General features: G+C 59.4%; 22 protein-coding genes. 6 read left to right on the top strand and 16 right to left on the bottom strand.

The window, feature by feature from the left end:
* Window positions 1-44: 44 nt before the first annotated feature.
* From NHU87_RS14985 to NHU87_RS15005, 5 genes are all read right to left on the bottom strand, one after another.
* The gene (locus NHU87_RS14985) at window positions 45-959 is read right to left on the bottom strand and encodes a glutamate/aspartate ABC transporter substrate-binding protein (protein ID WP_253549900.1); all 915 of its coding nucleotides are present in this window, start codon (window positions 957-959) and stop codon (window positions 45-47) included.
* A 432-nt stretch (window positions 960-1,391) separates the two neighbouring features.
* On the bottom strand, window positions 1,392-2,930 hold the full coding sequence (gene glpD, locus NHU87_RS14990) for a glycerol-3-phosphate dehydrogenase (RefSeq protein WP_253549902.1): 1,539 nt from the start codon (window positions 2,928-2,930) through the stop codon (window positions 1,392-1,394).
* Between the two features lie 295 nt (window positions 2,931-3,225).
* Window positions 3,226-3,981 (bottom strand): DeoR/GlpR family transcriptional regulator, encoded by a 756-nt coding sequence (locus NHU87_RS14995; RefSeq protein WP_095632280.1) that lies wholly within the window; start codon window positions 3,979-3,981, stop codon window positions 3,226-3,228.
* Between the two features lie 83 nt (window positions 3,982-4,064).
* On the bottom strand, window positions 4,065-5,570 hold the full coding sequence (gene glpK / locus NHU87_RS15000; RefSeq protein ID WP_253549904.1) for a glycerol kinase GlpK: 1,506 nt from the start codon (window positions 5,568-5,570) through the stop codon (window positions 4,065-4,067).
* Window positions 5,571-5,646: 76 nt separating this feature from the next.
* Window positions 5,647-6,498 carry an MIP/aquaporin family protein gene (locus tag NHU87_RS15005; RefSeq protein ID WP_217854472.1) on the bottom strand — a complete coding sequence of 284 codons (852 nt, stop codon included), beginning with the start codon at window positions 6,496-6,498 and terminating at the stop codon, window positions 5,647-5,649.
* A gap of 370 nt (window positions 6,499-6,868) precedes the next feature.
* Between NHU87_RS15005 and ybaK the strand changes: the two genes are divergently transcribed.
* Entirely contained in the window at window positions 6,869-7,339 is a 471-nt protein-coding gene (ybaK, locus tag NHU87_RS15010) for a Cys-tRNA(Pro) deacylase (protein ID WP_253549906.1), read from the top strand.
* A 352-nt stretch (window positions 7,340-7,691) separates the two neighbouring features.
* Here the strand turns inward: ybaK and NHU87_RS15015 are convergent, their stop codons facing one another.
* The 3 genes from NHU87_RS15015 to NHU87_RS15025 form a co-directional block, all read right to left on the bottom strand.
* A complete protein-coding gene (locus NHU87_RS15015) occupies window positions 7,692-9,038 on the bottom strand; it encodes a Fic family protein (RefSeq protein WP_253549908.1) in 1,347 nt (448 codons plus the stop codon).
* 578 nt (window positions 9,039-9,616) lie between these two features.
* Window positions 9,617-12,688 carry an efflux RND transporter permease subunit gene (locus tag NHU87_RS15020; RefSeq protein ID WP_253549910.1) on the bottom strand — a complete coding sequence of 1,024 codons (3,072 nt, stop codon included), beginning with the start codon at window positions 12,686-12,688 and terminating at the stop codon, window positions 9,617-9,619.
* A gap of 6 nt (window positions 12,689-12,694) precedes the next feature.
* Entirely contained in the window at window positions 12,695-13,795 is a 1,101-nt protein-coding gene (locus tag NHU87_RS15025; protein WP_253549912.1) for an efflux RND transporter periplasmic adaptor subunit, read from the bottom strand.
* Between the two features lie 93 nt (window positions 13,796-13,888).
* Here NHU87_RS15025 and NHU87_RS15030 point away from each other — a divergent pair, with 93 nt between their 5' ends.
* Complete coding sequence (locus tag NHU87_RS15030; protein WP_253549915.1) at window positions 13,889-14,533, top strand: TetR/AcrR family transcriptional regulator; 645 nt, start codon at window positions 13,889-13,891, stop codon at window positions 14,531-14,533.
* A 132-nt stretch (window positions 14,534-14,665) separates the two neighbouring features.
* Here NHU87_RS15030 and NHU87_RS15035 read toward each other — a convergent pair whose 3' ends face one another.
* Window positions 14,666-15,448, bottom strand: a complete 783-nt coding sequence (locus tag NHU87_RS15035) for a class I SAM-dependent methyltransferase (RefSeq protein WP_301271454.1) — start codon at window positions 15,446-15,448, stop codon at window positions 14,666-14,668.
* A gap of 93 nt (window positions 15,449-15,541) precedes the next feature.
* Between NHU87_RS15035 and NHU87_RS15040 the strand changes: the two genes are divergently transcribed.
* Entirely contained in the window at window positions 15,542-16,162 is a 621-nt protein-coding gene (locus NHU87_RS15040) for an energy transducer TonB (RefSeq protein ID WP_253549919.1), read from the top strand.
* 4 nt (window positions 16,163-16,166) lie between these two features.
* On the opposite strand, the gene NHU87_RS15045 is transcribed toward NHU87_RS15040, so the two are convergent.
* From NHU87_RS15045 to ppc, 7 genes are all read right to left on the bottom strand, one after another.
* Complete coding sequence (locus tag NHU87_RS15045; protein WP_253549922.1) at window positions 16,167-16,862, bottom strand: extensin-like domain-containing protein; 696 nt, start codon at window positions 16,860-16,862, stop codon at window positions 16,167-16,169.
* Between the two features lie 2 nt (window positions 16,863-16,864).
* The gene (locus NHU87_RS15050; RefSeq protein WP_253549925.1) at window positions 16,865-17,686 is read right to left on the bottom strand and encodes an isocitrate lyase/PEP mutase family protein; all 822 of its coding nucleotides are present in this window, start codon (window positions 17,684-17,686) and stop codon (window positions 16,865-16,867) included.
* Window positions 17,687-17,803: 117 nt separating this feature from the next.
* Complete coding sequence (locus tag NHU87_RS15055) at window positions 17,804-18,664, bottom strand: DUF72 domain-containing protein (protein WP_253550095.1); 861 nt, start codon at window positions 18,662-18,664, stop codon at window positions 17,804-17,806.
* Entirely contained in the window at window positions 18,661-18,966 is a 306-nt protein-coding gene (locus NHU87_RS15060) for a hypothetical protein (RefSeq protein ID WP_007940187.1), read from the bottom strand. Before NHU87_RS15060 ends, NHU87_RS15055 begins: the two co-directional genes overlap by 4 nt.
* A 268-nt stretch (window positions 18,967-19,234) precedes the next feature.
* Entirely contained in the window at window positions 19,235-19,909 is a 675-nt protein-coding gene (gene tsaB, locus NHU87_RS15065) for a tRNA (adenosine(37)-N6)-threonylcarbamoyltransferase complex dimerization subunit type 1 TsaB (RefSeq protein WP_253549928.1), read from the bottom strand.
* Between the two features lie 94 nt (window positions 19,910-20,003).
* Window positions 20,004-20,651 (bottom strand): adenylate kinase, encoded by a 648-nt coding sequence (adk, locus tag NHU87_RS15070; protein ID WP_007906266.1) that lies wholly within the window; start codon window positions 20,649-20,651, stop codon window positions 20,004-20,006.
* A gap of 290 nt (window positions 20,652-20,941) precedes the next feature.
* A complete protein-coding gene (gene ppc, locus NHU87_RS15075) occupies window positions 20,942-23,572 on the bottom strand; it encodes a phosphoenolpyruvate carboxylase (protein ID WP_253549931.1) in 2,631 nt (876 codons plus the stop codon).
* Window positions 23,573-23,778: 206 nt separating this feature from the next.
* Between ppc and NHU87_RS15080 the strand changes: the two genes are divergently transcribed.
* The 3 genes from NHU87_RS15080 (at window position 23,779) to NHU87_RS15090 (ending at window position 25,758) form a co-directional block, all read left to right on the top strand.
* Complete coding sequence (locus NHU87_RS15080) at window positions 23,779-24,105, top strand: pilin assembly protein (RefSeq protein ID WP_237886590.1); 327 nt, start codon at window positions 23,779-23,781, stop codon at window positions 24,103-24,105.
* Between the two features lie 394 nt (window positions 24,106-24,499).
* Complete coding sequence (locus tag NHU87_RS15085; protein WP_052967474.1) at window positions 24,500-24,913, top strand: DUF4398 domain-containing protein; 414 nt, start codon at window positions 24,500-24,502, stop codon at window positions 24,911-24,913.
* Between the two features lie 56 nt (window positions 24,914-24,969).
* Window positions 24,970-25,758 (top strand): OmpA family protein, encoded by a 789-nt coding sequence (locus NHU87_RS15090; RefSeq protein ID WP_253549934.1) that lies wholly within the window; start codon window positions 24,970-24,972, stop codon window positions 25,756-25,758.
* Window positions 25,759-25,777: the final 19 nt, after the last annotated feature.

Raw genomic sequence — 25,777 nt, forward strand, 5'->3', positions numbered from 1 at the left:
CTGAAAGGGCGCAGGCCCTCTCAGGGGATAAGGTTAGTCAGAAATCAGGATTTCTTTTCTTCAGCCGCTTTGTCGGTCGGATTGGCGATCAGGTCCTTGAGCTCTTCGCTCATCGGGAAGTTCAGGTTCAGACCTTTTGGCGGGATTGGCTGCATGAACCATTTTTCGTAGATCTTGTTGATCTCGCCGGACTTGTAGGTCGCGATGATGGCGTCGTCGACAGCTTTCTTGAACGGCGCGTCGCCTTTGCGAACCATGCAGCCGTAAATCTCATTGGACTGCGCAGTCCCGGTCACGGCCCAGTCGGCAGGCTTCTTGGCCTTGGCCATTTCACCGGCCAGCAAGGCGTCGTCCATCATGAAAGCCACGGCGCGGCCGGTTTCCAGCATCTGGAAGGACTCGCCGTGGTCCTTGGCGGAGATCACGTTCATGCCCATCTGCTTGTCGGCGTTCATCGACTTGAGGATGCGCTCGGACGTCGTGCCGGCGGTGGTCACGACGTTCTTGCCTTTGAGATCGGCGAAGTCTTTGTACGGGGAATCTTTCTTGGCCAGCAGTTTGGTGCCGATTTCGAAGATGCCGACGGAGAAGTCAACTTGCTGCTGACGTTCGACATTGTTGGTGGTGGAGCCGCATTCCAGGTCCACGGTGCCGTTCTGCACCAGCGGGATACGGGTCTGCGAGGTCACCAGGTTGTAGTTGACCTTGAGCTCCGGCATGTTCAGGTCTTTCTTGATCGCTTCAACGACTTTTAGCTGAATGTCGTGGGAGTAGCCAACCGGTTTGCCGGAAGCATCCGCGATATAGGAAAACGGAATGGAAGCATCACGATGCCCGAGGGTGATGGTGCCGGACTCTTTGATCTTCTTCAGTGTGCCGGTGAGTTCGGCAGCGAAAACTGGAGTGCTAATCAGAGCGGCAGCAATGGCTGCGCCCAGGATGTGGGGAACGATGCGCATCAAATTTTCCTCGACATTGTTTTTTTTATGGAGCCAGTTCATCGGCCTATTGGTGCTTCGAATGCCTGACGGCTCCTGAAGTGTTGGCACAACAGGCATTCGTCCAAGAGTGTAGAGCATGACTCGTGCCAGGCCAGGCGATATAGATCAAGTTATTGATTTATAAGGGTATTAAATATTTGTGGCGTTGGATTTTTCTGTTGTGCGATCCGGTTTACCGAATCGACTGGCAAGTCGCGTTCGGAAAACCGAATGGATCCCCTTCAATCTGTAGGAGCGAGGCTTGCCCGCGAAGAACGATAACGCGGTGCAACAGACAGATCGCAGCGATCCCCTTCGCGGGCAAGCCTCGCTCCTACAGTTTTGCGGGGGGGTATGAAAAAAGCCCCTGAATCGTGAGATTCAGGGGCTTCGTTTTAACCGGATTCCCGATCAGGCCGCTTCGATCTTGCCGCGGTTCTGTTCGACCTTGTTCAGGTAATCCTTGAGCTTTTGCTGTTCCGCCGGGGTGGTGAACAGCCCAAGCTTTGTGCGGCGCCACAGAATGTCGTGGGCGGTGGTCGCCCATTCTTCGCTGCACAGGTAATCGACTTCGCGAGTGTAGAGACCGCCGCCGATGTGCTCGCCCAGGTCACTGAGGTTTTGCACACCTTCGAGCATGCGCCAGGTGCGGCTGCCGTAAGTGGTGGCCCAGCGTCGGGCGATCTCGGTGGGCACCCAGTCAAACTGGTCGCGGATCCGCGAGCTCAAGGCTTGCGGCGTGGTCATGTCTTCGCCGCCGGGTAGGGTGGCGCTGGCGGTCCAGCTTGGTTTGATGTGCGTGAAGTACGGGGCCAGTTGTGCCAGCGCCGACTCGGCGAGTTTGCGATAAGTCGTCAGTTTGCCGCCGAACACCGACAGCAGCGGTGCTTCTTCGCCATTGCCCGACAACGCCAATGTGTAATCGCGGGTGACGGCCGACGGGTTGTCGGATTCGTCGTTGCACAGCGGACGCACGCCGGAATAGCTGTGCAGGATATCGTCACGGCTGACTTGCTTCTTGAAGTGGGCGTTGACCACTTTGAGCAAGTAATCGGTTTCGCCTTCAGTGATCGCAACTGCAGCCGGGTCGCCGGTGTACTCGCGGTCGGTGGTGCCGATCAGGGTGAAGTGGTTCAGGTACGGAATAGTGAAGACGATGCGCTGATCTTCGTTTTGCAGAATGTGCGCGTGTTCGCCTTCATACAGTTTCGGCACGATCAGGTGGCTGCCCTGGATCAGACGGATGCCGTACGGCGATTCCATCTTCAGGTCGTCACGAATGAACTTGGCGACCCACGGGCCGGCCGCATTCACCAGCGCTTTGGCGCGGATCGAAAACAGACTGCCATCGGCGCGTTCCAGATGCAGGTGCCACAGGCCCTTGGTGCGACGGGCACTGACGCAACGGGTTTGGGTATGGACGTGAGCGCCTTTCTCGCGGGCGGCCATGGCATTGAGCACGACCAGGCGTGCGTCATCGACCCAGCAATCGGAGTATTCGAAGCCTTTGGTGATTTCGCTTTTCAGGGCGCTGTCCGGGCCGAACTTCAGGCTTTTCGAGCCTTCGAGCTTTTCCCGTTTGCCCAAGTGATCATAAAGGAACAGGCCAGCGCGGATCATCCAGGCCGGACGCAGGTGCGGGCGGTGCGGCAGCACGAAGCGCATCTGTTTGACGATGTGCGGTGCCTTGGCCAGCAGCACTTCGCGCTCGGCGAGGGCTTCGCGCACCAGGCGAAATTCGTAATGTTCGAGGTAGCGCAGGCCGCCGTGGATCAGCTTGCTGCTGGCGGACGAGGTGTGGCTGGCCAGGTCATCCTTTTCGCAAAGGAACACCGAAAGTCCGCGACCGGCGGCATCCGCTGCGATCCCCACGCCATTGATCCCACCACCGATGACGGCGATATCGTAAACCTCGGCGAGAGGGGGCGTAGGCAAGGTAGAAGTGGGCATCGGCTGGCCTCGGGCTTTTTGAATTTCTATATTGGAATTCGAACATTAATGTTCATTTGCGAAAATATTAGCCCATAAAGACGCGCGCAGCCAGTCAACTTCGATTGAAAATACTGATCGAAGGGCGGTTAAAGGAAAATTTACGAACATTTAGACGCGCGGCGGAGCGCGAGAGATGAATTGCGAGTGCGGCCGTCATCGCGGGCAAGCCCGCTCCCACAGGTTATGTACAGACCCTGTGGGAGCGGGCTTGCCCGCGATGGCGTCGGTACAGACGACGAAAATTTGGGGGGGGTTAAACCACTTCCAACCGAATCTTGTGCTGGCTCAGCAACTGCGCCAACGCCGGCGAAGGCGGCTGATCAGTGACCAGGCAATCGATCAGGCTGATCGGTCCCAGACGAATCATGGCGTTGCGCCCGAATTTGCTGGAGTCCGCCGCCAGAATCACCTGTCGGGCATTGGCGATGATCGCCTGGGATACCCGTACTTCCTGATAATCGAAGTCCAGCAAGCTGCCGTCTTCATCGATGCCGCTGATGCCAACCAGCGCGAAGTCGACCTTGAACTGGTTGATGAAATCGACGCTCGCCTGACCGACCACGCCACCGTCACGCCGCACATTGCCACCGGTCAGCAGTACGTCGAAATCGTCCTTGGCGCTGAGCATCGAGGCCACATGCAGGTTGTTGGTGATGATCTTCAGATGGTTGTGGTTGAGCAGCGCTCGAGCGATGGATTCGGTGGTGGTGCCGATGTTGATGAACAGCGAGGCGTGATCGGGAATCTGAGCGGCAATGGCTTCGCCGATACGCTGTTTTTCATCGCGCATCTGATCGGCGCGCATGGCGTAGGCGGTATTTTCAACGCTGGAATCATAGGCTGCGCCGCCGTGGTAGCGACGCAGCAGATTGACTTCCGCCAGTTGATTGATATCGCGGCGGATGGTTTGCGGTGTAACGACGAACAGCTGAGCCATTTCCTCGATGCTGACATAGCCGCGTTCGCGGACCAGTTCGAGGATTTGCTGCTGACGGGGAGGCAGATTCATGGGGCTTCCTTTGGGCTGCCGTGCAAAATTTGCCCATGATGCCGGAGGAATCTGCTCCCTGCCAGTTAGAACCCGTCCTCGATTTATTCAGCGCCCTCGTGCGGTTCCCAATCGCGAGTGCGGCTGACGGCTTTTTTCCAGCCGGCGTAGAGTTTTTCCTTCGCGGCTTCGTCCAGCGTCGGTTCGAACTCGCGCTCGATCACCGCTTTGCCGCGCAGTTCTTCAAGGCTGCCCCAGAAGCTGCACGCCAGACCCGCCAGGTAAGCCGCGCCCAATGCGGTGGTTTCGCGCATTTGCGGGCGCTCGACCTGAGTGCCGAGGATGTCGGCCTGGAATTGCATCAGGAAGTTGTTCGCGACTGCGCCGCCGTCCACGCGCAGGGACTTGAGGCGTTCGCCGGAATCCTGCTGCATGGCGTCCAGGACGTCGCGGGTCTGGTAGGCAATCGACTCCAGCGCGGCACGAATGATGTGATCCACGCGCACGCCGCGAGTCAGGCCGAACAATGCGCCGCGGGCATACGGGTCCCAGTACGGAGCGCCCAGGCCGGTGAAGGCCGGCACCAGGTACACGCCGTTGCTGTCCTTGACCTTGTTGGCGAAGTATTCGGTGTCGTGGGCGTCGTTGATGATTTTCAACTCGTCACGCAGCCACTGCACGGTGGAGCCACCGTTGAATACCGCTCCTTCGAGGGCGTAGGCCACTTCGCCGCGCGGGCCACAAGCGATGGTGGTGAGCATGCCGTGTTTGGATTTCACTGCTTTGTCGCCGGTGTTCATCAGCAGGAAGCAACCGGTGCCGTAGGTGTTTTTTGCCTGGCCTGGCTCGACGCACATCTGACCGAAAAGGGCTGCCTGCTGGTCGCCGGCGATACCGCCAATGGCAATGCCGCTTTTGGTGTGGCCGTAGATTTCGGACGAGGATTTAACTTCCGGCAGCATCTCGCGCGGGATGTCGAGGACCTCCAGCATCTTCGCGTCCCACTCCAGCGTGTGGATGTTGAAGAGCATGGTGCGCGAGGCGTTGGTGTAGTCGGTGACGTGCACCTTGCCGCCGGTAAATTTCCAGATCAGCCAGCTGTCGACGGTGCCGAACAGCAGTTCACCCTTGCGTGCCCGCTCACGGCTGCCTTCGACGTTGTCGAGGATCCACTTGAGCTTGGTGCCGGAGAAGTACGGGTCGGTAACCAGGCCCGTGGTGTCACTGATGTATTGCTCGTGGCCATCGCGCTTGAGCTGCTGGCAGATTTCGGTGCTGCGGCGGCACTGCCAGACGATCGCGTTGTAGATCGGGCGGCCGGTGGTCTTGTCCCAGACCACGGTGGTTTCACGCTGGTTGGTGATGCCGATGGCCGCGACCTGATCGTGATGCAGGCCGGCTTGCGCCAGGGCCTCGACCATCACGGCGCTTTGGGTGGCGAAAATTTCCATCGGGTCATGTTCGACCCAGCCGGCTTGCGGGTAATGCTGTGCGAATTCGCGTTGAGCGGTGCAGACCACGTTCGCGTCACGGTCGAAAATGATCGCGCGGGAGCTGGTCGTACCCTGATCGAGGGCAATGATGTAGTTCTTATTCTGAATGTCGGTCATGTCGATTGCCTTGGACGAAAATTAGGAAGTGAGGTCAGGCGCGGGACCACATGGGCAGGATCGCGCGCCAACGGTTTCAAGACGTTCTTGGTTTGCCGTCAATGGCCGGTGCTGCATCCTTTGTAGCAGGTATGGCGCTAGGCAGATGACGGGCAATCAGCCCGCGATAAGCTGCGGCACCGAGGCAGGCACCGACAATCGGTGCAAAAATCGGGATCAGGAAGTACGGGATATCGCGCCCGCCAGTGAAGGAAATTTCACCCCAACCGGCGAAAAAAGTCATTAGTTTAGGACCGAAGTCGCGGGCCGGGTTCATCGCGAAGCCGGTCAACGGACCCATCGAGCTACCAATCACGGCAATCAGCAGGCCGATCAACAACGGCGCCAGTGGCCCTTTGGGCAAGCCATTGTTGTCGTCGGTCAGCGACATGATCACGCCCATCAGGATGGCGGTGATGATCACTTCAACCAAAAAGGCCTGGGCTGTGGACAGGGCAGGGTTAGGGAAGGTGGAGAACACCGAAGCCAATTCAAGGCTCGCCTGAGTGCCACGAACCATTTGGTGAGTTTGTTCGAAATCGAAGAAAAGGTTGCTGTACAGCGTGTAAACCAACAAGGCCCCGCAAAAGGCACCGGCCACTTGGGAGAGGATATAGAACGGCAGTTTGCGCTTTTCGAAGTCAGCGAAAATGCTCAGCGCAATACTCACGGCAGGATTGAGGTGCGCGCCGGAAACGCCGGCGGTGAGGTAGATCGCCATGCTGACGCCAACCCCCCAGATGATGCTGATTTCCCACAGCCCGAAGCTGGCGCCCGCCACCTTGAGCGCGGCAACGCAGCCGGTACCGAAAAAGATAAGCAGTGCAGTACCCAGAAATTCGGCCATGCATTGGCTCGAGAGCGACGGTTGTTGTAACGCAGTTGTCATTGAAAACCTCGTTTTTGTTGTTGTCTGGCGCTTATTGATCAAAGTCAAAGCGCGATTTTCACCAAGGCAGGATCCCCATCCTGTGCTCGGCTTACTGCCGGGTGCTGCAGTGAGACATTCGTACAGTATTCAGATTCGAAAAAATATAGACAAGAAACGCTGCTGTCAAAGGTCGAAAGTGAACTGCAGGTCACATTTGAACTATTAGTCACGTGAATGACCGCATCGTTCATCAGGGAGGCTGATGGTGGACGAATGGCAGAGGGACCCGGCCAACCCTTTGAAATGGCGCCGCAATAGAGCCTTTTGTCGAGCAATGGCCTAGAATCCTGCGCAATATTTTTCTTCTGCCGCCAAGCCTGGAGCTGCCATGACCCCCGCATTGGATTTGTTGAAAAAAGTTCGTGCCGAACATCGCGTGCACAGTTATGAACATGATCCGAAGGCGGCGTCCTATGGTCTGGAGGCCGCGGAGAAACTGGGCCTGGACCCGGCTCAGGTGTTCAAGACGTTGCTGGCAGCCAGCGAGAAGGGGGAATTGTTGGTGGCGGTGGTGCCGGTCGTCGGAAGTCTGGACCTGAAGGCGCTGGCGCATGCCGCTGGGGTGAAGAAAGTCGAAATGGCCGATCCGGCGGCTGCACAGCGTTCGACGGGATATCTGTTAGGCGGCATCAGTCCGATTGGGCAGAAGAAGCGCCTGCGCACTTTTATCGATCAGTCGGCTCAGCCTTTTCCCAACATTTTCGTCAGCGCCGGGCGGCGCGGTCTGGAAGTTGAACTGGCGCCCGCCGTGTTGGCCGAACACACCCAAGCGAAGTTCGCCGATATCGGTCGTGCCTGAGCAGAAGGCTCATCAGTGTCCGGCGCGGGGCGGGGGAGTTGTTCTGCCGACTGGAAGGGGGCGAGCGGCTTATTGCTCGGATGATCTTGTGTAGGAGCCAGGCTTGCCCTAATGCCAGTCAGTTAAGCCGTAATGCGATCTGTAGCAGCTGGCGAAGCCTGCGTTCGGCTGCGTAGCAGTCGTGAATCCGGCTGATGCGGTCTGCCTGACATACCGCGATCTCTGATTTACGACTGCTACGCAGCCGAACGCAGGCTTCGCCAGCTGCTACAAAGAGCGTCGCGGCTGAAATTGCTTAACTGACTGGTATTAGGGCTTGCCCCCTCGCCACATAAGCACGCTCCCCCAAAAATCAGGTCGTCGACGCTGCCCGCAGGAAGAACACCCACTCGCGCCCCATCCTCCTTTTCTCGAACACCTTCAACTCGACCAAGCCATTCAGGGTTGCCGACGCGGTGTTGTAAGAGCAGTTCAGATTCTCCTTCACATTGACCGCCGTGAATTCGTTGGCCATTCCACTCTTGGCCACTTGGTACACGGCGCGCTGTTTCTCGGTCAATCGGTCGAAAAAACCGGACTCCAGCAACCATCGATCAAAGCTTTCGGTATAGGCCAGGCTTTTTCGATAAGCCTCGGTAAAAGCGCTGACTGCTCGGGAGATGACTGAACACTGGAAATCGATGAAATAGGTCAGGTCCAGATCATCGGCTTCGGTATTCAGATACGAGCGCCCATATTTCACCGGCGCGTTGCGCAGCAGCAGGCTGATCGCGATGTAGCGAAAGGCCGAGAAGTCATTCTTGAACATGAACCAGTAAAACAGCGCCCGCGCGACCCGACCGTTGCCGTCGCGAAAAGGATGCTCATAACCCAGCGCAAAATGCAGCGCGATACCTTTGATCAAGGGATGAAGGTAATCCACTTGACCGGGATCGTCGTGAGACTGGTTGATCCACTTCGACAGCACCTGCAATCGTGACGCGAGCCCCGCTACGGGAGGCGGCGTATGCACGGTATTACCTTCGCCATCCTGCACCACCACGTCATCGTTGATCCTGAAAGCACCCGGTGAATATTGCGGGTCATCGATACCTTCGACGCCGACACGATGCATCGCCGCGATCAGCTCGACGCTCAAGGGTTCATAACGCTTTTCCCAGGCGAAGTTCATCATTTTGTAGTTGCCAATGACCATCCGCTCATCCGGCGTGCGCGGCAGGCGTTTGCGCTTGAGCATGTCCTTGGCCACCCGCGTGGTGGTCGCCGCGCCTTCGAGCTGGCTGCTGCTGATGGCTTCATCTTCGATCAGATCGTTGAGCAAATAGCTGAAATGCGCGCGCTCGCCGATCTGTCCGGTCATGTACTCCAACGCGGCTGTCGTCGCTTGTCGATCGACGGCCGAAACAGCTTTCTGGGCCAATGGAGTCAGCACAAACTGGCCCCACTGAATGGGCTCGCCCAATGGCAAAAGACTGGAATACTGCGCGGTCCGGGCTTTCTTGACCAAGGCCCAGCACAGATTCGAATCCAGCCCCGGCGCCCAGCGATAGCGCAACTCATCGAATGGAAGATAACGCCCCTGATCGTCCAAAGGCTTGAGCAGCGCGAGATAGTCCGAAAGGCGTTCCTTGTGGGGCGATTGCCCCAACAGATCGAACACCGGGTCGGATCTGCCCTTCAGCGTGGGCGGTTTTTTCATTATTGGTGGCTCAAAAACTCACGAAATTGAGTCTTGAGTACAACAGCGCACCTACGTTGACTCAATATCAGACGGATCTGAAATATGTGTAGGAGCCTGGACCGCCTTCGCGGGCAAGCCTCGCTCCTACAAGTGGGACGACGTATGTCTGAGAGAGATTGGTCGGCTGTCAGGCCGCCTTCGCGAGCAAGCCCGCTCCCACAGTAGAGCGGCGTACACCCGCCCTCACCACTCAACAGGCCGAGCGTTAGCTCGCCTGCAGCTTTTGATCTTGTCGCACCGCCCCATCGAGAGGCCGAGCGGAGGTTCTGCGCAGTGGGCAACCCGGCATGGATGCCGGGTTAGCCGCGCACGGCCATGGATGGCCGATCGCGGCGGGCCCACGGAGCAGGACCGGAGCGAGGGCATGCCGAGCCTGAGCGAGGCACCGAACGAAAGGGGCAAGAGCCCTTGGTTACTTGGGGCTTTTCCAAGTGACTCGCTGTAAAAGCGAAACCGCCAGGCGCCGTTACCGCAGCAACGGATATGCCCCCACCAAAAAGAGCATGGTCGGCCCGAAGGCCGCCAAGATCAAACAATCACACCGGCTCTTGCTTGACCCTGAACCAAGCCGCATACAACGCCGGCAAAAACAGCAATGTCAACGCCGTCGCCACAATCAGCCCGCCCATGATCGCCACCGCCATCGGCCCGAAAAACACACTGCGCGACAATGGAATCATCGCCAGCACCGCCGCCAACGCCGTCAGCACAATCGGTCGGAACCGCCGCACCGTCGCCTCGATAATCGCCTGCCAAGGCTTAAGCCCGGCAGCGATATCCTGCTCGATCTGATCCACCAGAATCACCGAGTTACGCATGATCATCCCGGACAAGGCGATCGTCCCGAGCATCGCCACAAAGCCGAACGGCTGACGGAACACCATCAAAAACAGCGTCACCCCGATCAGCCCGAGTGGCGCCGTCAGAAACACCATCACCGTGCGTGAGAAACTGCGCAGTTGCAGCATCAGCAACGTCAGCACCACCACGATAAACAGCGGCACACCGGCCTTCACCGAGTTCTGCCCACGGGCCGAGTCTTCTACCGTACCGCCGACATCCAGCAGATAGCCGTCCGGCAGTTCCGCGCGAATCGGATCGAGGGTCGGCATGATTTGCTGCACCAGCGTCGCCGGTTGTTCCTTGCCATAGATGTCGGCGCGAACCGTCACGTTGGGCAGGCGGTTACGGTGCCAGATGATGCCTTCTTCAAAGCCGTATTCCAGCGTCGCAATCTGCGACAACGCCACACTGCGACCGTTGTCGGTCGGCACGGCCAGACTTGGCAGCAACGCCAATTCGGTACGCTCATGCACCGTGCCGCGCAGCAGGATCTCGATCAACTCGTTGTCTTCGCGGTACTGGCTGACGCTGGCACCGGTCAGCGAGCTTCGCAGGAAACCCGAGAGGTTCGCCGTGCTCACACCCAGCGCTCGCGCGCGGTCCTGATCGACGTTCAGGTAAACGACTTTGCTCGGCTCTTCCCAGTCCAGATGCACGTTGACCACGTGAGGATTCTCGCGAACCTTGGCCGCGACTTTGCGCGCCAGGGCGCGGACGTCTTCGATGTGTTCACCGGTGACCCGGAACTGCACCGGATAGCCAACTGGCGGGCCGTTCTCCAGCCGCGTGACACGTGAACGCAGGGCCGGGAATTGTTCGTTGAGGGTTTCAATCAGCCAGGTGCGCAGGGTTTCGCGGTCTTCGATGGTTTTGGCCAGCACGACAAACTGCGCAAAGCTCGCTGCTGGAAGTTGCTGATCCAGCGGCAGGTAGAAACGCGGCGAACCGGTGCCGACGTAAGCCACGTAGTTGTCGATCCCGGCGTGATCCTTGAGCAGACCTTCGAGGCGTTTGACCTCCTCGGCGGTGTTGCTCAAAGACGCTCCTTCGGCCAGTTTCAGATCGACCATCAACTCCAGTCGCCCCGAAGCCGGGAAGAATTGCTGCGGGACGAAACGGAACAGCACCACTGAGGCAACGAACATCGCGATGGTCAGGACGATCACTGTTTTGCGCCGGCGCACGCACCACTCCACCAAGCGTCTGACGCGCTGATAGAACGGCGTGCCATAAGGGTCAGGTTGGCCGTCGCCGATGCCATGTTTGGCAGCATGAATTTTCGCCAGGTCCGGCAGGAGTTTTTCCCCCAGATAAGGCACAAAGACCACGGCCGCAACCCACGACGCTACCAACGCGATGGTGACCACCTGGAAGATCGAACGGGTGTATTCACCGGTGCCCGATTGCGCGGTGGCAATCGGCAGGAAACCGGCGGCGGTGATCAACGTGCCGGTGAGCATCGGGAACGCGGTGCTGGTCCAGGCATAGCTGGCGGCTTTGACCCGGTCGAAGCCCTGCTCCATTTTGATCGCCATCATTTCCACGGCGATGATCGCGTCGTCCACCAGCAACCCCAGCGCCAACACCAGCGCGCCGAGGGAAATCTTGTGCAGGCCGATGCCTAAGTAATACATGCAGGCGAAGGTCATCGCCAACACCAGCGGAATCGCCAGCGCCACGACCATGCCGGTGCGCACACCGAGGGAGAAGAAGCTCACCAGCAACACAATCGCCAGAGCTTCCACCAGCACCTGAACAAACTCACCGACACCGGTTTTCACCGCGGCGGGTTGATCGGACACCTTTCGCAGCTGCATGCCGGCCGGGAGGTTTTTCTGGATCCGGGCGAACTCGACTTCCAGTGCCTTGCCCAATATCAGAATGTCGCCGCCATCCTTCATCGCCACAGCCAGACCGATGGCGTCTTCAGCCATGAAGCGCATGCGCGGCGCCGGTGGATCGTTGAAGCCACGACGAACGTTGGCCACATCACCGATGCGGAACGTGCGATCACCGACGCGGATCGGGAAGTTCTTGATCTCGTCGACCGTCTGAAAATTCCCCGAAACCCGTAGCTGCAAACGCTCGCTGGTGGTTTCGAAGAAACCTGCGGTGGACATCGCGTTCTGCTCTTCAAGCGCCTGCTGCACCGTCGCCAACGGCAATCCGAGGGTGGCCAGTTTGACGTTGGAGAGCTCGATCCAGATCTTCTCGTCCTGCAGCCCGAGCAGGTCGACCTTGCCCACATCCTTGACCCGTTGCAGCTGAATCTGGATGCGGTCGGCATAGTCCTTGAGCACCGCGTAATCAAAGCCTTCGCCGGTCAGGGCGTAGATGTTGCCGAAGGTGGTGCCGAACTCATCGTTGAAGAAGGGCCCCTGGATGCCCGGCGGCAACGTATGGCGAATGTCGCTGACTTTCTTGCGGGCCTGATACCAGAGCTCCGGGATCTCCACCGAGTGCATGGAATCCCGAGCCATGAACGTCACTTGGGACTCGCCCGGGCGGGAGAACGACGCGATCCGTTCGTACTCGCCGGTTTCCATCAGTTTCTTTTCAATACGCTCGGTGACCTGGCGCGACATTTCCTCGGCCGTGGCCCCCGGCCAGTTGGTGCGAATCACCATGGCTTTGAAGGTGAACGGCGGGTCTTCACTTTGGCCGAGCTTGGTGTAGGACAACGCGCCGACGACGGCCAGCAAGATCATCAGGAACAGTACGATCTGGCGGTTACGCAGCGCCCATTCGGAAAGATTGAAACCCATCGGGGATTACTCCTTGTGCGCCAGATTGACCACGCGGTTGGAGCGATCCACCGGGCGCACTTGCTGCCCGTCGTGAAGCACATGAACACCGGCCGCCACCACCCAGTCGCTGGCGTTCAGGCCTTCGAGCACCGGCACGGTTTTCTCACCGAATGCACCGACCCGCACCTGGGCTTTCTTCAAGGTGTTGTTGGCGCCGACCACCCAGACATAAGTGGCACCGTTTTCCGCGGTGACCGCCGACAGCGGCACCGACAACGACACTACTTCGGCGGTCTGGATGAACACCCGCGCGCTCTGGCCGAGTTCGGCGGGAACCTTGCCGGCGGTAAATGCAATGCGGGCGGCGAAGGTGCGGGATTTCGGATCGGCCGCAGGCGACAGTTCACGGATGCGGCCCGGGAAACGTTGGTCGGGTTGGGTCCAGAGTTCCACCGAGACCGGTTGGCCGACCTTGAAGCGACCGAAACTCTGCTCCGGCAGGCTGATCAACACTTCGCGCTCGCCATCGGTGGCGAGGGTAAACACGGTTTGCCCGGCCGCGACTACTTGCCCGACTTCAACCGCACGTTTGGCCACCACGCCATCCTGGGGCGCACGCAGCACCGCGTAACTGGCCTGATTGGTCGAGACGTTGAATTCGGCTTTGATTTGCTTGAGGCGTGCTTCACCGGAGCGGTAGAGGTTTTCCGCATTGTCGTACTGCGAACGGCTGACCATCTGCCGCTCCATCAAGGTCTTGTAGCGATCACGCTCGGCGCGCACCAGGCTCAGGTTGGCTTCGGCGGCCGCGACCTGGGCACGGGTGGCTTCCAGTTGCAGGCGCACGTCCTGAGGATCGAGCTCCGCCAGAGGCTGGTCGGCCTTGACCCGCTGGCCTTCCTCGACCAGTCGTCGGCTGACTTTGCCGCCAATGCGGAAGGCCAGATCTGGTTCATAGCGCGCACGGACTTCACCGGGATAACTTTCCATGGCCTGAGCCGAGGGCTCTGGTTGTATGACCATGGCCGGGCGGACGGTGACTTGAGGCGCCTCTTCATGGCCACACGCAGACAATAAAAAAGCCAGACTGACCGGCAATGCGAGGGGCAAGGCATAGCGGAACATGGTGAAGGACCTTTCGCTAATGGTGCTTGGAATAATTATACTGACCAGTATGTTATTAATAGCAAACTCACCAGTCCAGTATTAAAGCGAAGAATGTCTAACAATCTTTCAACACCCAGTGGTCCGGGCCGTCCCAAGGATCTGGCCAAGCGCCAGGCAATCCTCGATGCGGCGAAAATCCTGTTTCTGAGTAAGGGATACGCCAACACCAGCATGGATGCCGTGGCGGCCGAGGCCGGCGTGTCGAAGCTGACGGTCTATAGCCATTTCAACGACAAAGAGACGCTGTTCGCCGCCGCGGTGATGGCCAAGTGCGAGGAGCAACTGCCAACGCTGTTTTTTGAATTGCCGGACGGCATTGCGGTGGAAACCGTGCTGCTGAACATCGCGCGCGGCTTTCATCAGCTGATCAACAGCGACGAATCGGTGAACCTGCACCGGCTGATGATGACGCTGGGTAGCCAGGACCCGAAACTCTCGGCGATCTTCTTCGAGGCCGGGCCAGAGCGCGTGCTACACGGCATGGAGGGGTTGTTGAGCAAGGTCAATCAGAGCGGCGCGTTGAGCATCGATAAACCGCGCAATGCGGCAGAGCATTTCTTTTGCCTGCTCAAAGGCGCGGGGAATTTCCGCTTGTTGTATGGCTGCGGCGAGCCGGTGATCGGGGATGCGGCTGAAGCCCATGTGCGGGAAGTGGTGGGGCTGTTTATGCGGGCTTATCGACCGGGGTCGGTCTGATGGTTTTTTAGTGACCGGACTGACGCCTTCGCGGGCAAGCCTCGCTCCTACAGGATTTGAGTGGTCGCGGATGTTGAACACGACAAATAATCTGTAGGAGCGAGGCTTGCCCGCGAATGGGGCGACGCGGTCTCAGGGCTTGAGCGCTTTCTTCGGATAAATGTCGTATCGACTGGATTTGCCATCCAGCGCATGACTCGGCTTCGGCCCATCGATGCATGGCGCCTTGCGTGGGCGTTTGACCACCACCCGGTGACTGGCCAGGGCCAACGCCGCTGCGAGCAATGCCGGCGCATCCGGGTCATCGCCTACCAGCGGCCGGAACAGGCGCATTTCCTTCTTCACCAACGCAGTTTTCTCACGATGGGGAAACATTGGGTCGAGGTAAATCACCTGCGGTGGCTCGCCTTCCCAGTTGCGCATTACCTCGATCGAATTGCCCTTGAGCAAACGCATCCGCGCCACAATCGGTGCCACGTCGAAATCTTCCGCGCCGCGCGCCAAGCCATCTTCAAGCAAGGCACCGATCAGCGGCTGACGCTCGATCAGGCTCATCTCGCAGCCCAGGCTGGCCAGCACGAACGCGTCCTTGCCCAACCCCGCCGTGGCGTCCAGCACGCGCGGGCGCACGCCTTGGGCGACGCCGACCGCCTTGGCGATCATCTGACCGCTGCCGCCGCCGTACAACCGACGATGGGCCGCGCCACCCTCGACAAAATCCACTCGCACCGGTCCCGGTGCATCCGGCCCGAGCTGCTGCAGCTGCAACCCCTGCTCGCCCACCTGCAAGGCAAACTCGCCGTCATCCACCTGCAACGGCAACCCCAGGCGCTCGGCCCACTTTTCGGCCTGTGGCTGAAAGGTCGTGCCCAAGGCCTCGACATGGATGCGGCAGGCCGCAAGTTGCTCAATCATGGGAAAACACGCTCAAAAAATTAATGATCGGCAAAAACGGCCGATAACCAAACTATCGAGCATTTTGCCAGAGCTGAGCGTCGACCGAGAGAAATGTCAGACATTCAATCCACATTCACAGGTTTTATCTCGCCCTACGGCGACTACAACCTGCGAAACACCCAGGCACTGAGCGGCGTCAGCCACATCTGGCAGGATTTCTTTGCCCGAGCGCTGGCCGAACAGCCGGGTGAAGTGCTGCCTGAATCGCTGAATTTTCCGCCGGTCGATCTCGACAGCCCGGTCGAACCGACCGTTGGCAGCGAGCTGCTGGCACACATCATTTCCCAGCGCGAATGTGATGTGATCGAAACACCAGTCCGTCCACCCGAGCCACTGTTCCTGCCGATTGCCGAGTTCGAAATGGACCTGGCCGACAAGCCATTCCCGCCGTTCCCGCCGGAAGAAATCGTCGCGCAACAGAAACAACAGGACTTCGACAGCGGCTGGGTACGCCCGATCGTGCTCACCGCCGGTCAACCGCTGCCAGAACCTGGCACCGCGCCGCAACCGCGTCCGCTGCGCTTGCCGATCGCCGAGTTCGAACTTGAGCTGCTGGACAAGCCATTCCCGCCGTTCTCGCCTGAAGAGCTGTTGGAACAACAGAAACAATTCGATTTCGATAACGGCTGGGCACGCCCGATCGTTCTGCAGAACCTGCGCATCGCCGCATAACCCTTCAGCGACACCGCCACCACGGCCCGACATCCACGTGAAAGTGATTGCGATGGGCGGCGTTGTAGTCCGGGCTCAATACCACACTGAACATGTCGCAGGCGCCGTCGCGGACCTGACGGAGAAATCGCGCGTCCCGATTATCCTTCGGCCAATCCCTGAGCACACTGATCGATCGGCCGTCCGCCAGCCGGAATCCGCTGATATCCAGTGCATCAGCCGTGGCATGCTGACTGCGTCTGCCGTTTTCGCGGTTGTAGACGTTACGACAGGCAAAGCTGCCGAGATGGTCGACCCGTTTCACCGCCTGCCCGTAGACAGCCTGAGCCGCCGGTTGCAGGGCGTGGCGTTCGAACAAAGCGAACGCCACCGCCAGACGGCAACTGGCGAGGAAACTGCTGCTCAGCGCCACCTCGCCACCTTGCACACGCAAAGCGTTGGTCAATGGGCAGGCCGCGTCCGGGCTGTCGGCCTGACGGGCCACCCGCAAATCTGAGCTGCTGAGGGCCTGGTCGCATAACTGCGGATCATCACGCAGACGCATCAGTTTGTAGCGGGTCAGCAGGTTCGGTTCGGCCTTTACGTCCAGCGGCGCCCACGGGTTCCATTGCGGGGGAATGGCAACCCAGCCGCGCCAGACGCTCAACCCGGCAGCGCCGATGATCAACAGCACCAGCAACAGCCCCCACCGAAACCGCATCGTCAGCCTTTGAACAATTGATTGGCCTTCTGGAACGGCATCGACCGAGAGGTGAAACCGAAGGTCCCGTGTTGCTGGATTTCCTCGGCGGCGCGGAAGAACTCGCCATACGCCGCCAGCGCCAGGGCCGAACCGACGCTGATGCGTTTGACGCCCATTTCACTCAACTGCTCGACCGTCAACTTGAGCCCGCCGGACATCAATACATTGACCGGTTTTGGCGCCACGGCGCGAACCACCGCCAAGACCTCTTCAGCGCTGCGCAGGCCCGGTGCATAAAGCACGTCGGCCCCCGCCTCGGCGAATGCCTGCAAGCGGCGAATGGTATCGTCGAGGTCAGGATTGCCATGCAGAAAGTTCTCGGCACGTGCTGTCAGCACGAAAGGAAAAGGCAAGCTGCGGGCCGCCGCGACAGCAGCTTCAATGCGCGCAACGGCATGTTCGAAGCAATAGATCGGACCGTCCTCGCGCCCGGTGGCATCTTCTATCGAACCGCCGACCGCACCGGCCTTGGCCGCGCGCACAATACTTTGAGCGCAATCCGCAGGGGCATCGGCAAAACCGTTTTCGAGATCCACCGCTACCGGCAAATCAGTGGCCGCGACAATTGCTTCAACGTTCGCCAGGGTCTCGTCGAGCGTCAGCCCACCGTCGGGACGCCCCCGGGAAAAGGCGTAACCGGCACTGGTGGTCGCCAGCGCCTCGAAGCCAAGGCTGGCGAGCATTTTCGCCGAGCCGGCGTCCCAAGGGTTGGGAATGACAAAAGCGCCCTCGCGTTCGTGCAGTGCTTTGAACGCCTGGGCTCGAAGGGTTTGCGCATCCATTGGCAGGCTCCTGAAAAGGGGGAAAGAACCCCAATGCCGAATAAACCGGCTTTTCGTAGGAGCCAGGCTTGCCGGCGAAGGCGCACTCAAGGACGCCTTCGCCGGCAAGCCTGGCTCCTACAGCAAGCCAAGTTGCTCGGCGGCGGGTTCTCTGTATAGCTCAGGCAGCGGCGGCAAGCCAGGCAAACGCAGCATCAGTTGTGCGTGAAAACGTTGGGCGAGTTTTGCCGCCAGCAGGTTATCGGCGGTGTGCAGGAAAATATAGGGCGTGCGGCCCTCTTCGATCCAGACAGCGATTTTCTCGACCCACGGCACCAGGAATGGATCGTTGGCTTCAAGCACAGGATGGCCGATGAAGCGCACTTGTGGGAATTGAGTAAACGCTGCAGGGCGAGGTGGCACCCTGGGCTTTTTCGATTGGGCGTGGAGCACCGAAGGATCGATCAAGGTGCAGCTGAACAGCGCTCGCGGATCGAGGCAGATGCGCTCGACACCGCGGTCCAGCAATAGGCGATTGAGCATTCGCTCGGCATCGCCCTTGGCGAAGAACTCATCATGTCGCACTTCGACCGCCAAGGGCCGGTCCACCGCGTCGATAAAACCGGCCAGCTCGGACAAGCGTTGAGGGGTGAAGCTTTTCGATAATTGCAGCCAGAGAGGAGAAACCCGTTCACCCAAAGGGCTGAGCAATTGCACGAAGGTTTCGGCAGCGGTCAGTTGTTCGCGCAGGTCGCCGCTATGGCTGATGTCGCCGGGGAACTTGGCGGTGAAACGAAAGTGTTCGGGCATGGTTTCGGCCCAGCGCTGCACGGTGGCGGCAGAGGGGCTCGCGTAGAAGGTCGTATTGCCTTCCACGGCGTTGAATACTTGCGAATAAAGATTGAGAAACTCGGCGGGCCTGGCGTCTTGTGGATACAAGTAATCGCGCCAGGCGTTTTCACTCCAGGACGGGCAGCCGAGGTAGTAAGGCAGCATCAGATGTACAGGTCGAGACCCAGTACATCCGCATCCCAATCGACAAAAGTGGCGGTGCTCAGGTAACTGGCCAGTGCCATCGCCACGCTTTTGCTCATGGCACGGTGATAAATCATGTCTTGTTGACGAGCGGGAAGATTGCTCAGGCGTTGCGCGGAGGCTTTGGCGGCGCGGGCGGCCAATTGCTCTTCGGTAGGGAATTCCAGCTCGCCGTCGATATCGACGGAGTCGTCCTCAGACACATGGCCTTTGCGAGGCTTGCGCTTGATGGGGTAGGACTGAGAGGAAACGCCGTCTATACGCATGAGTACATGTCCGGTATCAATGATGGCAGTTTAATGGCGCATAACCCACTTCGCAAACCGCCGAGTGATAACTAGAACACATAAAAGACAAAAGGTTTAAAAGCGGCAGGTAGAAAACTGACGATTGGCTATCACTGGGGAGATTGCCTTCGCGGGCAAGTCGGATCGCCGCACCGCTCGCTCCTACAGGATATCGCCGATATTTCGACTGGTGCAAAACCTGTAGGAGCGAGGCTTGCCCGCGAAGGGATCAACTCAGTATCAAGGATTAACGCGCTTTCGGGGTTGCGACTTTATCGCGCAGATACACCGGCTGCGCCTGATCGGCCACGATCGCTTCACCGCGCTCCCAGGCAAAACGCGCCAGGGTCAGCAGGTCTTCCGCGTGGGGCAGCATGCCCGCATCCTGCCCGCTCAGGTTGACGGCAATGCGCTCGGCATATCCCCAACCGGTGCCAGCGCCGAACCACTCGCCGTTGGCATCGGCCGGCAACGCAGCGGCTTCGGGTGGCAATACCGCTTCGTTGCCCACCAGTCGCATCTCCCCCGCCGTTTCGCGGTAGCAACCCCAATACACCTCATCCATGCGCGCATCGATGGCCGCCGCGACCTGGCTGACGCCGTGTTCGCGATAAGCCCGTTGAGCGAGTACGGCAAGATTGGAGACCGGCAACACCGGGCGATCCAGCGCAAACGCCAGACCTTGCACCACGCCGATGGCGATCCGCACACCGGTGAACGCGCCCGGTCCACGGCCGAATGCAATGGCATCGACCGCTTGCAGCGTGGTCCCGGCATCGGCCAGCAGTTGCTGGATCATCGGCAACAGCTTCTGCGCATGCAGGCGCGGGATCACCTCGTAATGACTCGTGACTTTGCCGTCGTGCAGCAAGGCAACGGAGCAAGCTTCAGTCGCGGTGTCCAGGGCCAGCAAGGTGCTCATCGATGTTTCCGTAAGAGAGATCAGAAAAAAGTGCGTCAGTATAAACAACTACGGCCCGCAAGCGGGCCGTAGAAGATGAAGCCGATCAGACTTTTCAGCTCAGTGCTTCAAGCACCTTGCCAGTGATCACTTCAACCGAGCCAACACCCGGAATATGGCTGTATTTCGGCTTGCCCTGTGCAGACGCCAGACCTTGGTAGAACTCCACCAGTGGTTTGGTCTGGGAGTGGTAGACCGACAGGCGATGACGCACGGTTTCTTCGGTGTCGTCCTTGCGCTGCACCAGCTCTTCACCGGTGATGTCGTCTTTACCGGCGATTTTTGGCGGGTTGTAGACGGTGTGGTACACGCGGCCGCTGGCCTCGTGAACGCGACGGCCGGCGATACGCTGAACGATTTCTTCGTCATCGACGGCGATTTCGACCACGTTGTCCAGCTCCACGCCAGCTTCAACCAACGCTTCAGCTTGTGGAATGGTGCGCGGGAAACCGTCGAACAGGAAACCGTTGGCACAGTCAGGCTGCGCGATACGGTCCTTGACCAGAGCGATGATCAGATCGTCAGAGACCAGACCACCGGCATCCATGATGCCTTTGGCTTTAACACCCAGCTCGGTACCGGCTTTTACAGCAGCACGCAGCATGTCGCCGGTGGAGATTTGCGGAATGCCGAATTTCTCGGTGATGAACTTAGCCTGAGTACCTTTACCGGCCCCGGGAGCTCCCAGCAGAATGACGCGCATCGATGTGCTCCTCAATTTTTTATTTAAATAACAAAGGATTCGCCTCGTGGGGCCAATCTCAAAAAATAGGGTCGTGACCGCCCAAACGGCCAAAGGCTGATCAAGATACACAGCAGGCCCGGCCCACACAAGCCGCCGAAAGTCGGAGAAACCCGCGCCTGATGAGACCCTGCCAAGGGGTGACCCAAGTCGCAACCCCATCATTAACTGTCGCGTGACAGACCTTTTCGACCGCTCGCCAGCAGGCACTCGACGCTCGCGCCGGGTGCCTGTCCCCCACGACGAAAACCTTAGCCGGTATTTCGCAAACCGGCGGCAATCCCCGCCACAGACACCAGTAACGCCTGTTCTACCGGGCTGCCCTGGGCCACATCCTGTTGCCGCGAACGTGCCAACAGTTCGGCCTGCAATAGATGCAGCGGGTCGAGGTATGTGTTGCGCAGGCGGATGAATTCAAGGGTAGCTGGGCTATGTGCCAGTAGCTGCGACTGACCGGTCAACCCCAGGACCACCGCACAAGCCTGCGACAATAGGTCGCGTAAATGCGCCCCCAAAGGAAGCAGATCCGGCTCGACCAGGCGCTCATCATAGGACTGGGCGATATCGGCGTCGGCCTTGGCCAGCACCATTTCCAGCATATCGATGCGGGTACGGAAGAACGGCCACTGCTCGCGCATCTGCCCCAGCAACTCGCCTTCGCCGCGCTCCAGCGCCTTGCTCAGCGCTGCTTCCCAGCCGAGCCAGGCAGGTAGCATCAGACGCGTCTGGGTCCAGCCGAAGATCCATGGAATGGCGCGTAGGCTTTCAATCCCGCCAGCACGGCGCTTGGCCGGGCGGCTGCCCAACGGCAAACGCCCCAACTCCTGCTCCGGGGTAGATTGGCGGAAATACTCGACGAACTGCGGATTCTCTCGCACCACGGCGCGGTAAGCCTTGACGCCATCGGCGGCCAATTCGTCCATCAAATGGCGCCAGGCAGGCTCAGGTGGTGGTGGCGGCAACAAGGTCGCCTCCAGCACCGCCGCCAGGTACAGATTGAGGTTTTGCTCGGCGATGTCCGGCAGGCCGAATTTGAAACGAATCATTTCCCCCTGCTCGGTGGTGCGGAAACGCCCCGCCACCGACCCTGGCGGCTGCGACAGAATCGCCGCGTGCGCCGGACCACCACCACGGCCCACGGTGCCACCGCGACCGTGGAACAACAGCAGCTCTACTTGCTGTTCGTGACAGATGTCGACCAAACGCTCCTGCGCCCGATACTGTGCCCAGGCCGCTGCGGTGGTGCCGGCGTCCTTGGCCGAGTCGGAATAACCGATCATCACTTCCTGCGGCCCTTGCAGGCGCGAGCGATAGCCCGGCAGCAGCAAGAGTTTTTCGATCACCGGGCCGGCGTTATCGAGGTCGGCGAGGGTTTCGAACAGTGGCACCACGCGCATCGGCCGCAATACGCCAGACTCTTTGAGCAGCAATTGCACGGCCAGCACGTCGGAAGCAGCACCGGCCATCGAAATCACATACGAACCGAGGGAAGCCCCCGGTGCCGCGGCGATTTCCCGGCACGTCGCCAGCACTTCGGCGGTGTCGGCAGACGGCTTGAAGTACGCCGGCGCCAATGGCCGGCGATTGTTCAGTTCGCGCATCAGGAAGGCGATGCGCTCCTCTTCGCTCCAATCCTCATAATGGCCCAAGCCGAGGTAATCGGTGATTTCGGTCATGGCCGCCGTGTGGCGGGACGAGTCCTGGCGCACATCGAGGCGCACCAGAAACAACCCGAACGTCACCGCACGGCGCAGGCAATCGAGCAACGGGCCATCGGCGATGACGCCCATGCCGCATTCATGCAGCGAGTGGTAGCAGAGCTCCAGCGGGTCCAGCAGGTCACGATTGTTTTGCAGCACATCGGCCGACGCTGACGTGGTTGCCGTCAAGGAGGCGTGGGCCCAATTACGGGTTGCGCGCAGGCGTTCACGCAATTGCTTGAGCACTGCGCGGTAAGGCTCGGCGCTGTCGCCGGCCTTGGCTTTCAACTCGTCACTGGCCTGCTGCATCGACAACTCGGCGGCGAGGTGATCCACATCGCGCAGGTACAAATCGGCGGCCATCCAGCGCGCCAGCAGCAACACTTCGCGGGTCACGGCGGCGGTGACGTTGGGGTTGCCGTCGCGGTCGCCGCCCATCCACGAGGCAAAGCGAATCGGCGCGGCCTCCAGTGGCAGGTGCAGGCCGGTGGCGGCATGCAGGGCCTGATCGGCCTTGCGCAAATAGTTGGGAATCGCCTGCCACAGCGAATGCTCGATCACCGCGAAGCCCCACTTGGCTTCGTCCACCGGTGTCGGTCGGGTGCGGCGGATTTCTTCGGTGTGCCAGGCTTCGGCGATCAGGCGCTGCAACTTCGTCTTGATCTGCTCGCGCTCGGCGGAGGTCAGGTCACGGTGGTCCTGGGCGGCCAGTTGCGCGGCGATCGCGTCGTATTTCTGAATCAGCGTGCGACGCGCCACTTCGGTGGGGTGCGCGGTCAATACCAGCTCGATTTCCAGCCGCCCCAATTGCCGCGCCAAGGACTCGGCATCATGGCCCGCGGTCAGCAAACGAGCGAGCAGTTCCGGCAACACCCGGGCCTCGAACGGCTCGGGCTGCGACTCTTCGCGGCGATGAATCAGCTGATATTGCTCGGCGATATTGGCCAGGTTGAGGAACTGGTTGAACGCCCGCGCCACCGGCAGCAACTCGTCTTCGCTCAACTGGTTGAGGCTGGCGCTAAGCTCGGCGTCCATCGAACCGCGACGATCAGCCTTGGCACCTTTGCGGATCTGCTCGATCTTGTCGAGAAAGTCGTCCCCGTACTGTTCACGAATGGTGTTGCCCAATAGCTCACCCAACAGGTGAACGTCCTCGCGCAAGCGTGCATCAATATCGGTCATCAGCAGTTCTCCAGCGAAAATCCGGGCGGCTATGCTTTGATAATAGAGAGTGCCGTCCTAAAGCGGTTCTTACAAGCAGACGACGAGGGGACCTCAAACCCCGAGCCTTGCAGCTAGTCTCAACAATAAGCCGTACAACGGCTTGCCGCCGGCCACCGCCGGCCACTCACCCGGCCTGCCACGAGCAGGTGCGCAATGAGGTCATTATGAAAATCCGCGAGCTCGCCAAGCATTGGGAAGAAAACGCCAAGGGTCGCCTGACCGACACGGGCTACACGATTCGTCTGGACGTGGAAGCGGCCGCGCGGCTGGCGGCGATTATCGAGATGTACCCTAAACGACACCCCGAAGAACTGCTCGGCGAGCTGATCGGCGCCGCTCTGGAAGAACTCGAAGCGAGCTTTCCGTATGTGAAAGGGTCAACGGTGGTTGCCACCGACGAAGAAGGTGATCCGCTGTACGAAGACGTCGGTGCGACCCCGCGTTTTCTCGCCTTGTCCCGTCGTCATTTGCACGACTTGTCGACCGATTGACAAGCAAAAAAACACTGATTTAACCCATATCAAATTGTGGGAGCGAGCTTGCTCGCGATAGCTGTCTGTCAGCCACCATTGATGTCGACTGTGCTGACGCTATCGCGAGCAAGCTCGCTCCCACAAGGGTCGCATTCCTCCTTAAAAATGATGCACTCCTGAGCCTATGAAAGCCCAGAGATACCACCGCACATCGCTAAAGTTCCCGTCCTAGAGCCTTGTCTGCTCGATCAGTTTTTTTCGGGCGAAAAGCCATCTTCTCTGAACTTTTGAAAAACACCTGGGGTCAACCCAGTAACCACGCCTGGGACGGCCGTTTCAAAAAGCACTCTGGAAATTGTCGGTTGCGGCTCCTTGCCCAGGATGGATTCAGATGTTTTTCAGGAGTTATCCAATGGAGTTGAAGACCATGAAGACCAGCACTGCCCCATCCTCGTTCACCCACCTGCGCGGTCTCAAACTGGCGGCCCTGGCGATCGGCAGCAGCTTCGTTCTGGCCGGTTGCGCCGGTAACCCGCCGAGCGAGCAATACGCCGTGACCCAATCGGCCGTGAACAACGCCGTCAGCGCCGGCGGTACCGAATTCGCCGCCGTGGAAATGAAGGCCGCTCAAGACAAGCTCAAACAAGCCGAAATCGCCATGCACGACAAGAAGTATGACGAAGCCAGAATGCTGGCCGAGCAAGCCGAGTGGGACGCCCGTGTTGCCGAGCGCAAGGCTCAGGCGATGAAAGCCGAACAAGCTGTGAAGGATTCCCAGAAAGGTGTTCAGGAACTGCGTCAGGAAAGTCAGCGCACCGTGCAATAAGCGCGCATCCCGATTTTCAGACCTGAAACTCTTATCGATAGAAAGGACGAACCATTATGCGCAAACAATTGATGATCCCCGCCCTCCTGGCCGCAAGCGTTGCACTGGCTGCCTGCTCCACACCGCCCAACGCGAACCTGGAACAAGCCCGTACCAACTACACCGGCCTGCAAGCCAACCCGCAAGCGAGCAAAGTTGCGGCGCTGGAAACCAAAGACGCCAGCGAATACCTGGACAAGGCCGAAAAGGCTTACCTGGATCGTGAAGACCAGGCCAAGGTCGACCAACTGGCTTACCTGACCAATCAGCGTGTTGAAGTGGCCAAGCAGACCATCGCCCTGCGCACCGCTGAAAACAACCTGAAAAATGCCGCGGCACAACGGGCCCAGGCGCGTCTGGATGCCCGCGACCAGCAAATCAAGCAGCTGCAGGACAGCCTGAACGCCAAACAGACCGATCGCGGCACGCTGGTGACCTTCGGTGACGTGCTGTTCGCCACCAACAAGGCTGACCTGAAGTCCAACGGTTTGGTGAATATCAACAAACTGGCGCAGTTTCTTCAGGAAAACCCGGACCGTAAAGTGATTGTCGAAGGCTACACCGACAGCACCGGTTCGGCGTCGTACAACCAGTCGCTGTCCGAGCGTCGCGCGACCTCGGTGCAAGTGGCCCTGATCAAGATGGGTGTAGATCCTGCGCGCATCGTGGCCCAGGGTTATGGCAAGGAATACCCCGTGGCAGAGAACTCCAGCATCTCGGGCCGTGCGATGAACCGTCGGGTGGAAGTGACCATTTCCAATGACAACCAGCCGGTCATTCCGCGTTCGGCGATCAGCGCCAAATAAGCTGGCCACGCTGAACCTT

It is taken from the genome of Pseudomonas mandelii (assembly GCF_024138395.1).
GTDB classification, from domain to species: domain Bacteria; phylum Pseudomonadota; class Gammaproteobacteria; order Pseudomonadales; family Pseudomonadaceae; genus Aquipseudomonas; species Aquipseudomonas mandelii_E.

What these genes read in the sequence shown, in the direction of transcription:
- glpK (WP_253549904.1), bottom strand. Translation starts at nt 5,570, where the DNA reads ATGACCGACATTCAGAATAAGAACTACATCATTGCCCTCGATCAGGGT.
- tsaB (WP_253549928.1), bottom strand. Translation starts at nt 19,909, where the DNA reads ATGAGCACCTTGCTGGCCCTGGACACCGCGACTGAAGCTTGCTCCGTT.
- NHU87_RS15060 (WP_007940187.1), bottom strand. Translation starts at nt 18,966, where the DNA reads ATGCGTATAGACGGCGTTTCCTCTCAGTCCTACCCCATCAAGCGCAAG.
- NHU87_RS15005 (WP_217854472.1), bottom strand. Translation starts at nt 6,498, where the DNA reads ATGACAACTGCGTTACAACAACCGTCGCTCTCGAGCCAATGCATGGCC.
- adk (WP_007906266.1), bottom strand. Translation starts at nt 20,651, where the DNA reads ATGCGCGTCATTCTGCTGGGAGCTCCCGGGGCCGGTAAAGGTACTCAG.
- glpD (WP_253549902.1), bottom strand. Translation starts at nt 2,930, where the DNA reads ATGCCCACTTCTACCTTGCCTACGCCCCCTCTCGCCGAGGTTTACGAT.
- NHU87_RS15025 (WP_253549912.1), bottom strand. Translation starts at nt 13,795, where the DNA reads ATGTTCCGCTATGCCTTGCCCCTCGCATTGCCGGTCAGTCTGGCTTTT.
- NHU87_RS15090 (WP_253549934.1), top strand. Translation starts at nt 24,970, where the DNA reads ATGCGCAAACAATTGATGATCCCCGCCCTCCTGGCCGCAAGCGTTGCA.
- NHU87_RS15015 (WP_253549908.1), bottom strand. Translation starts at nt 9,038, where the DNA reads ATGAAAAAACCGCCCACGCTGAAGGGCAGATCCGACCCGGTGTTCGAT.
- NHU87_RS15020 (WP_253549910.1), bottom strand. Translation starts at nt 12,688, where the DNA reads ATGGGTTTCAATCTTTCCGAATGGGCGCTGCGTAACCGCCAGATCGTA.
- NHU87_RS14985 (WP_253549900.1), bottom strand. Translation starts at nt 959, where the DNA reads ATGCGCATCGTTCCCCACATCCTGGGCGCAGCCATTGCTGCCGCTCTG.
- NHU87_RS15045 (WP_253549922.1), bottom strand. Translation starts at nt 16,862, where the DNA reads ATGCGGTTTCGGTGGGGGCTGTTGCTGGTGCTGTTGATCATCGGCGCT.
- NHU87_RS15040 (WP_253549919.1), top strand. Translation starts at nt 15,542, where the DNA reads ATGTCAGACATTCAATCCACATTCACAGGTTTTATCTCGCCCTACGGC.
- NHU87_RS15035 (WP_301271454.1), bottom strand. Translation starts at nt 15,448, where the DNA reads ATGATTGAGCAACTTGCGGCCTGCCGCATCCATGTCGAGGCCTTGGGC.
- ybaK (WP_253549906.1), top strand. Translation starts at nt 6,869, where the DNA reads ATGACCCCCGCATTGGATTTGTTGAAAAAAGTTCGTGCCGAACATCGC.
- NHU87_RS15030 (WP_253549915.1), top strand. Translation starts at nt 13,889, where the DNA reads ATGTCTAACAATCTTTCAACACCCAGTGGTCCGGGCCGTCCCAAGGAT.
- ppc (WP_253549931.1), bottom strand. Translation starts at nt 23,572, where the DNA reads ATGACCGATATTGATGCACGCTTGCGCGAGGACGTTCACCTGTTGGGT.
- NHU87_RS14995 (WP_095632280.1), bottom strand. Translation starts at nt 3,981, where the DNA reads ATGAATCTGCCTCCCCGTCAGCAGCAAATCCTCGAACTGGTCCGCGAA.
- NHU87_RS15085 (WP_052967474.1), top strand. Translation starts at nt 24,500, where the DNA reads ATGGAGTTGAAGACCATGAAGACCAGCACTGCCCCATCCTCGTTCACC.
- NHU87_RS15050 (WP_253549925.1), bottom strand. Translation starts at nt 17,686, where the DNA reads ATGGATGCGCAAACCCTTCGAGCCCAGGCGTTCAAAGCACTGCACGAA.
- NHU87_RS15080 (WP_237886590.1), top strand. Translation starts at nt 23,779, where the DNA reads ATGAAAATCCGCGAGCTCGCCAAGCATTGGGAAGAAAACGCCAAGGGT.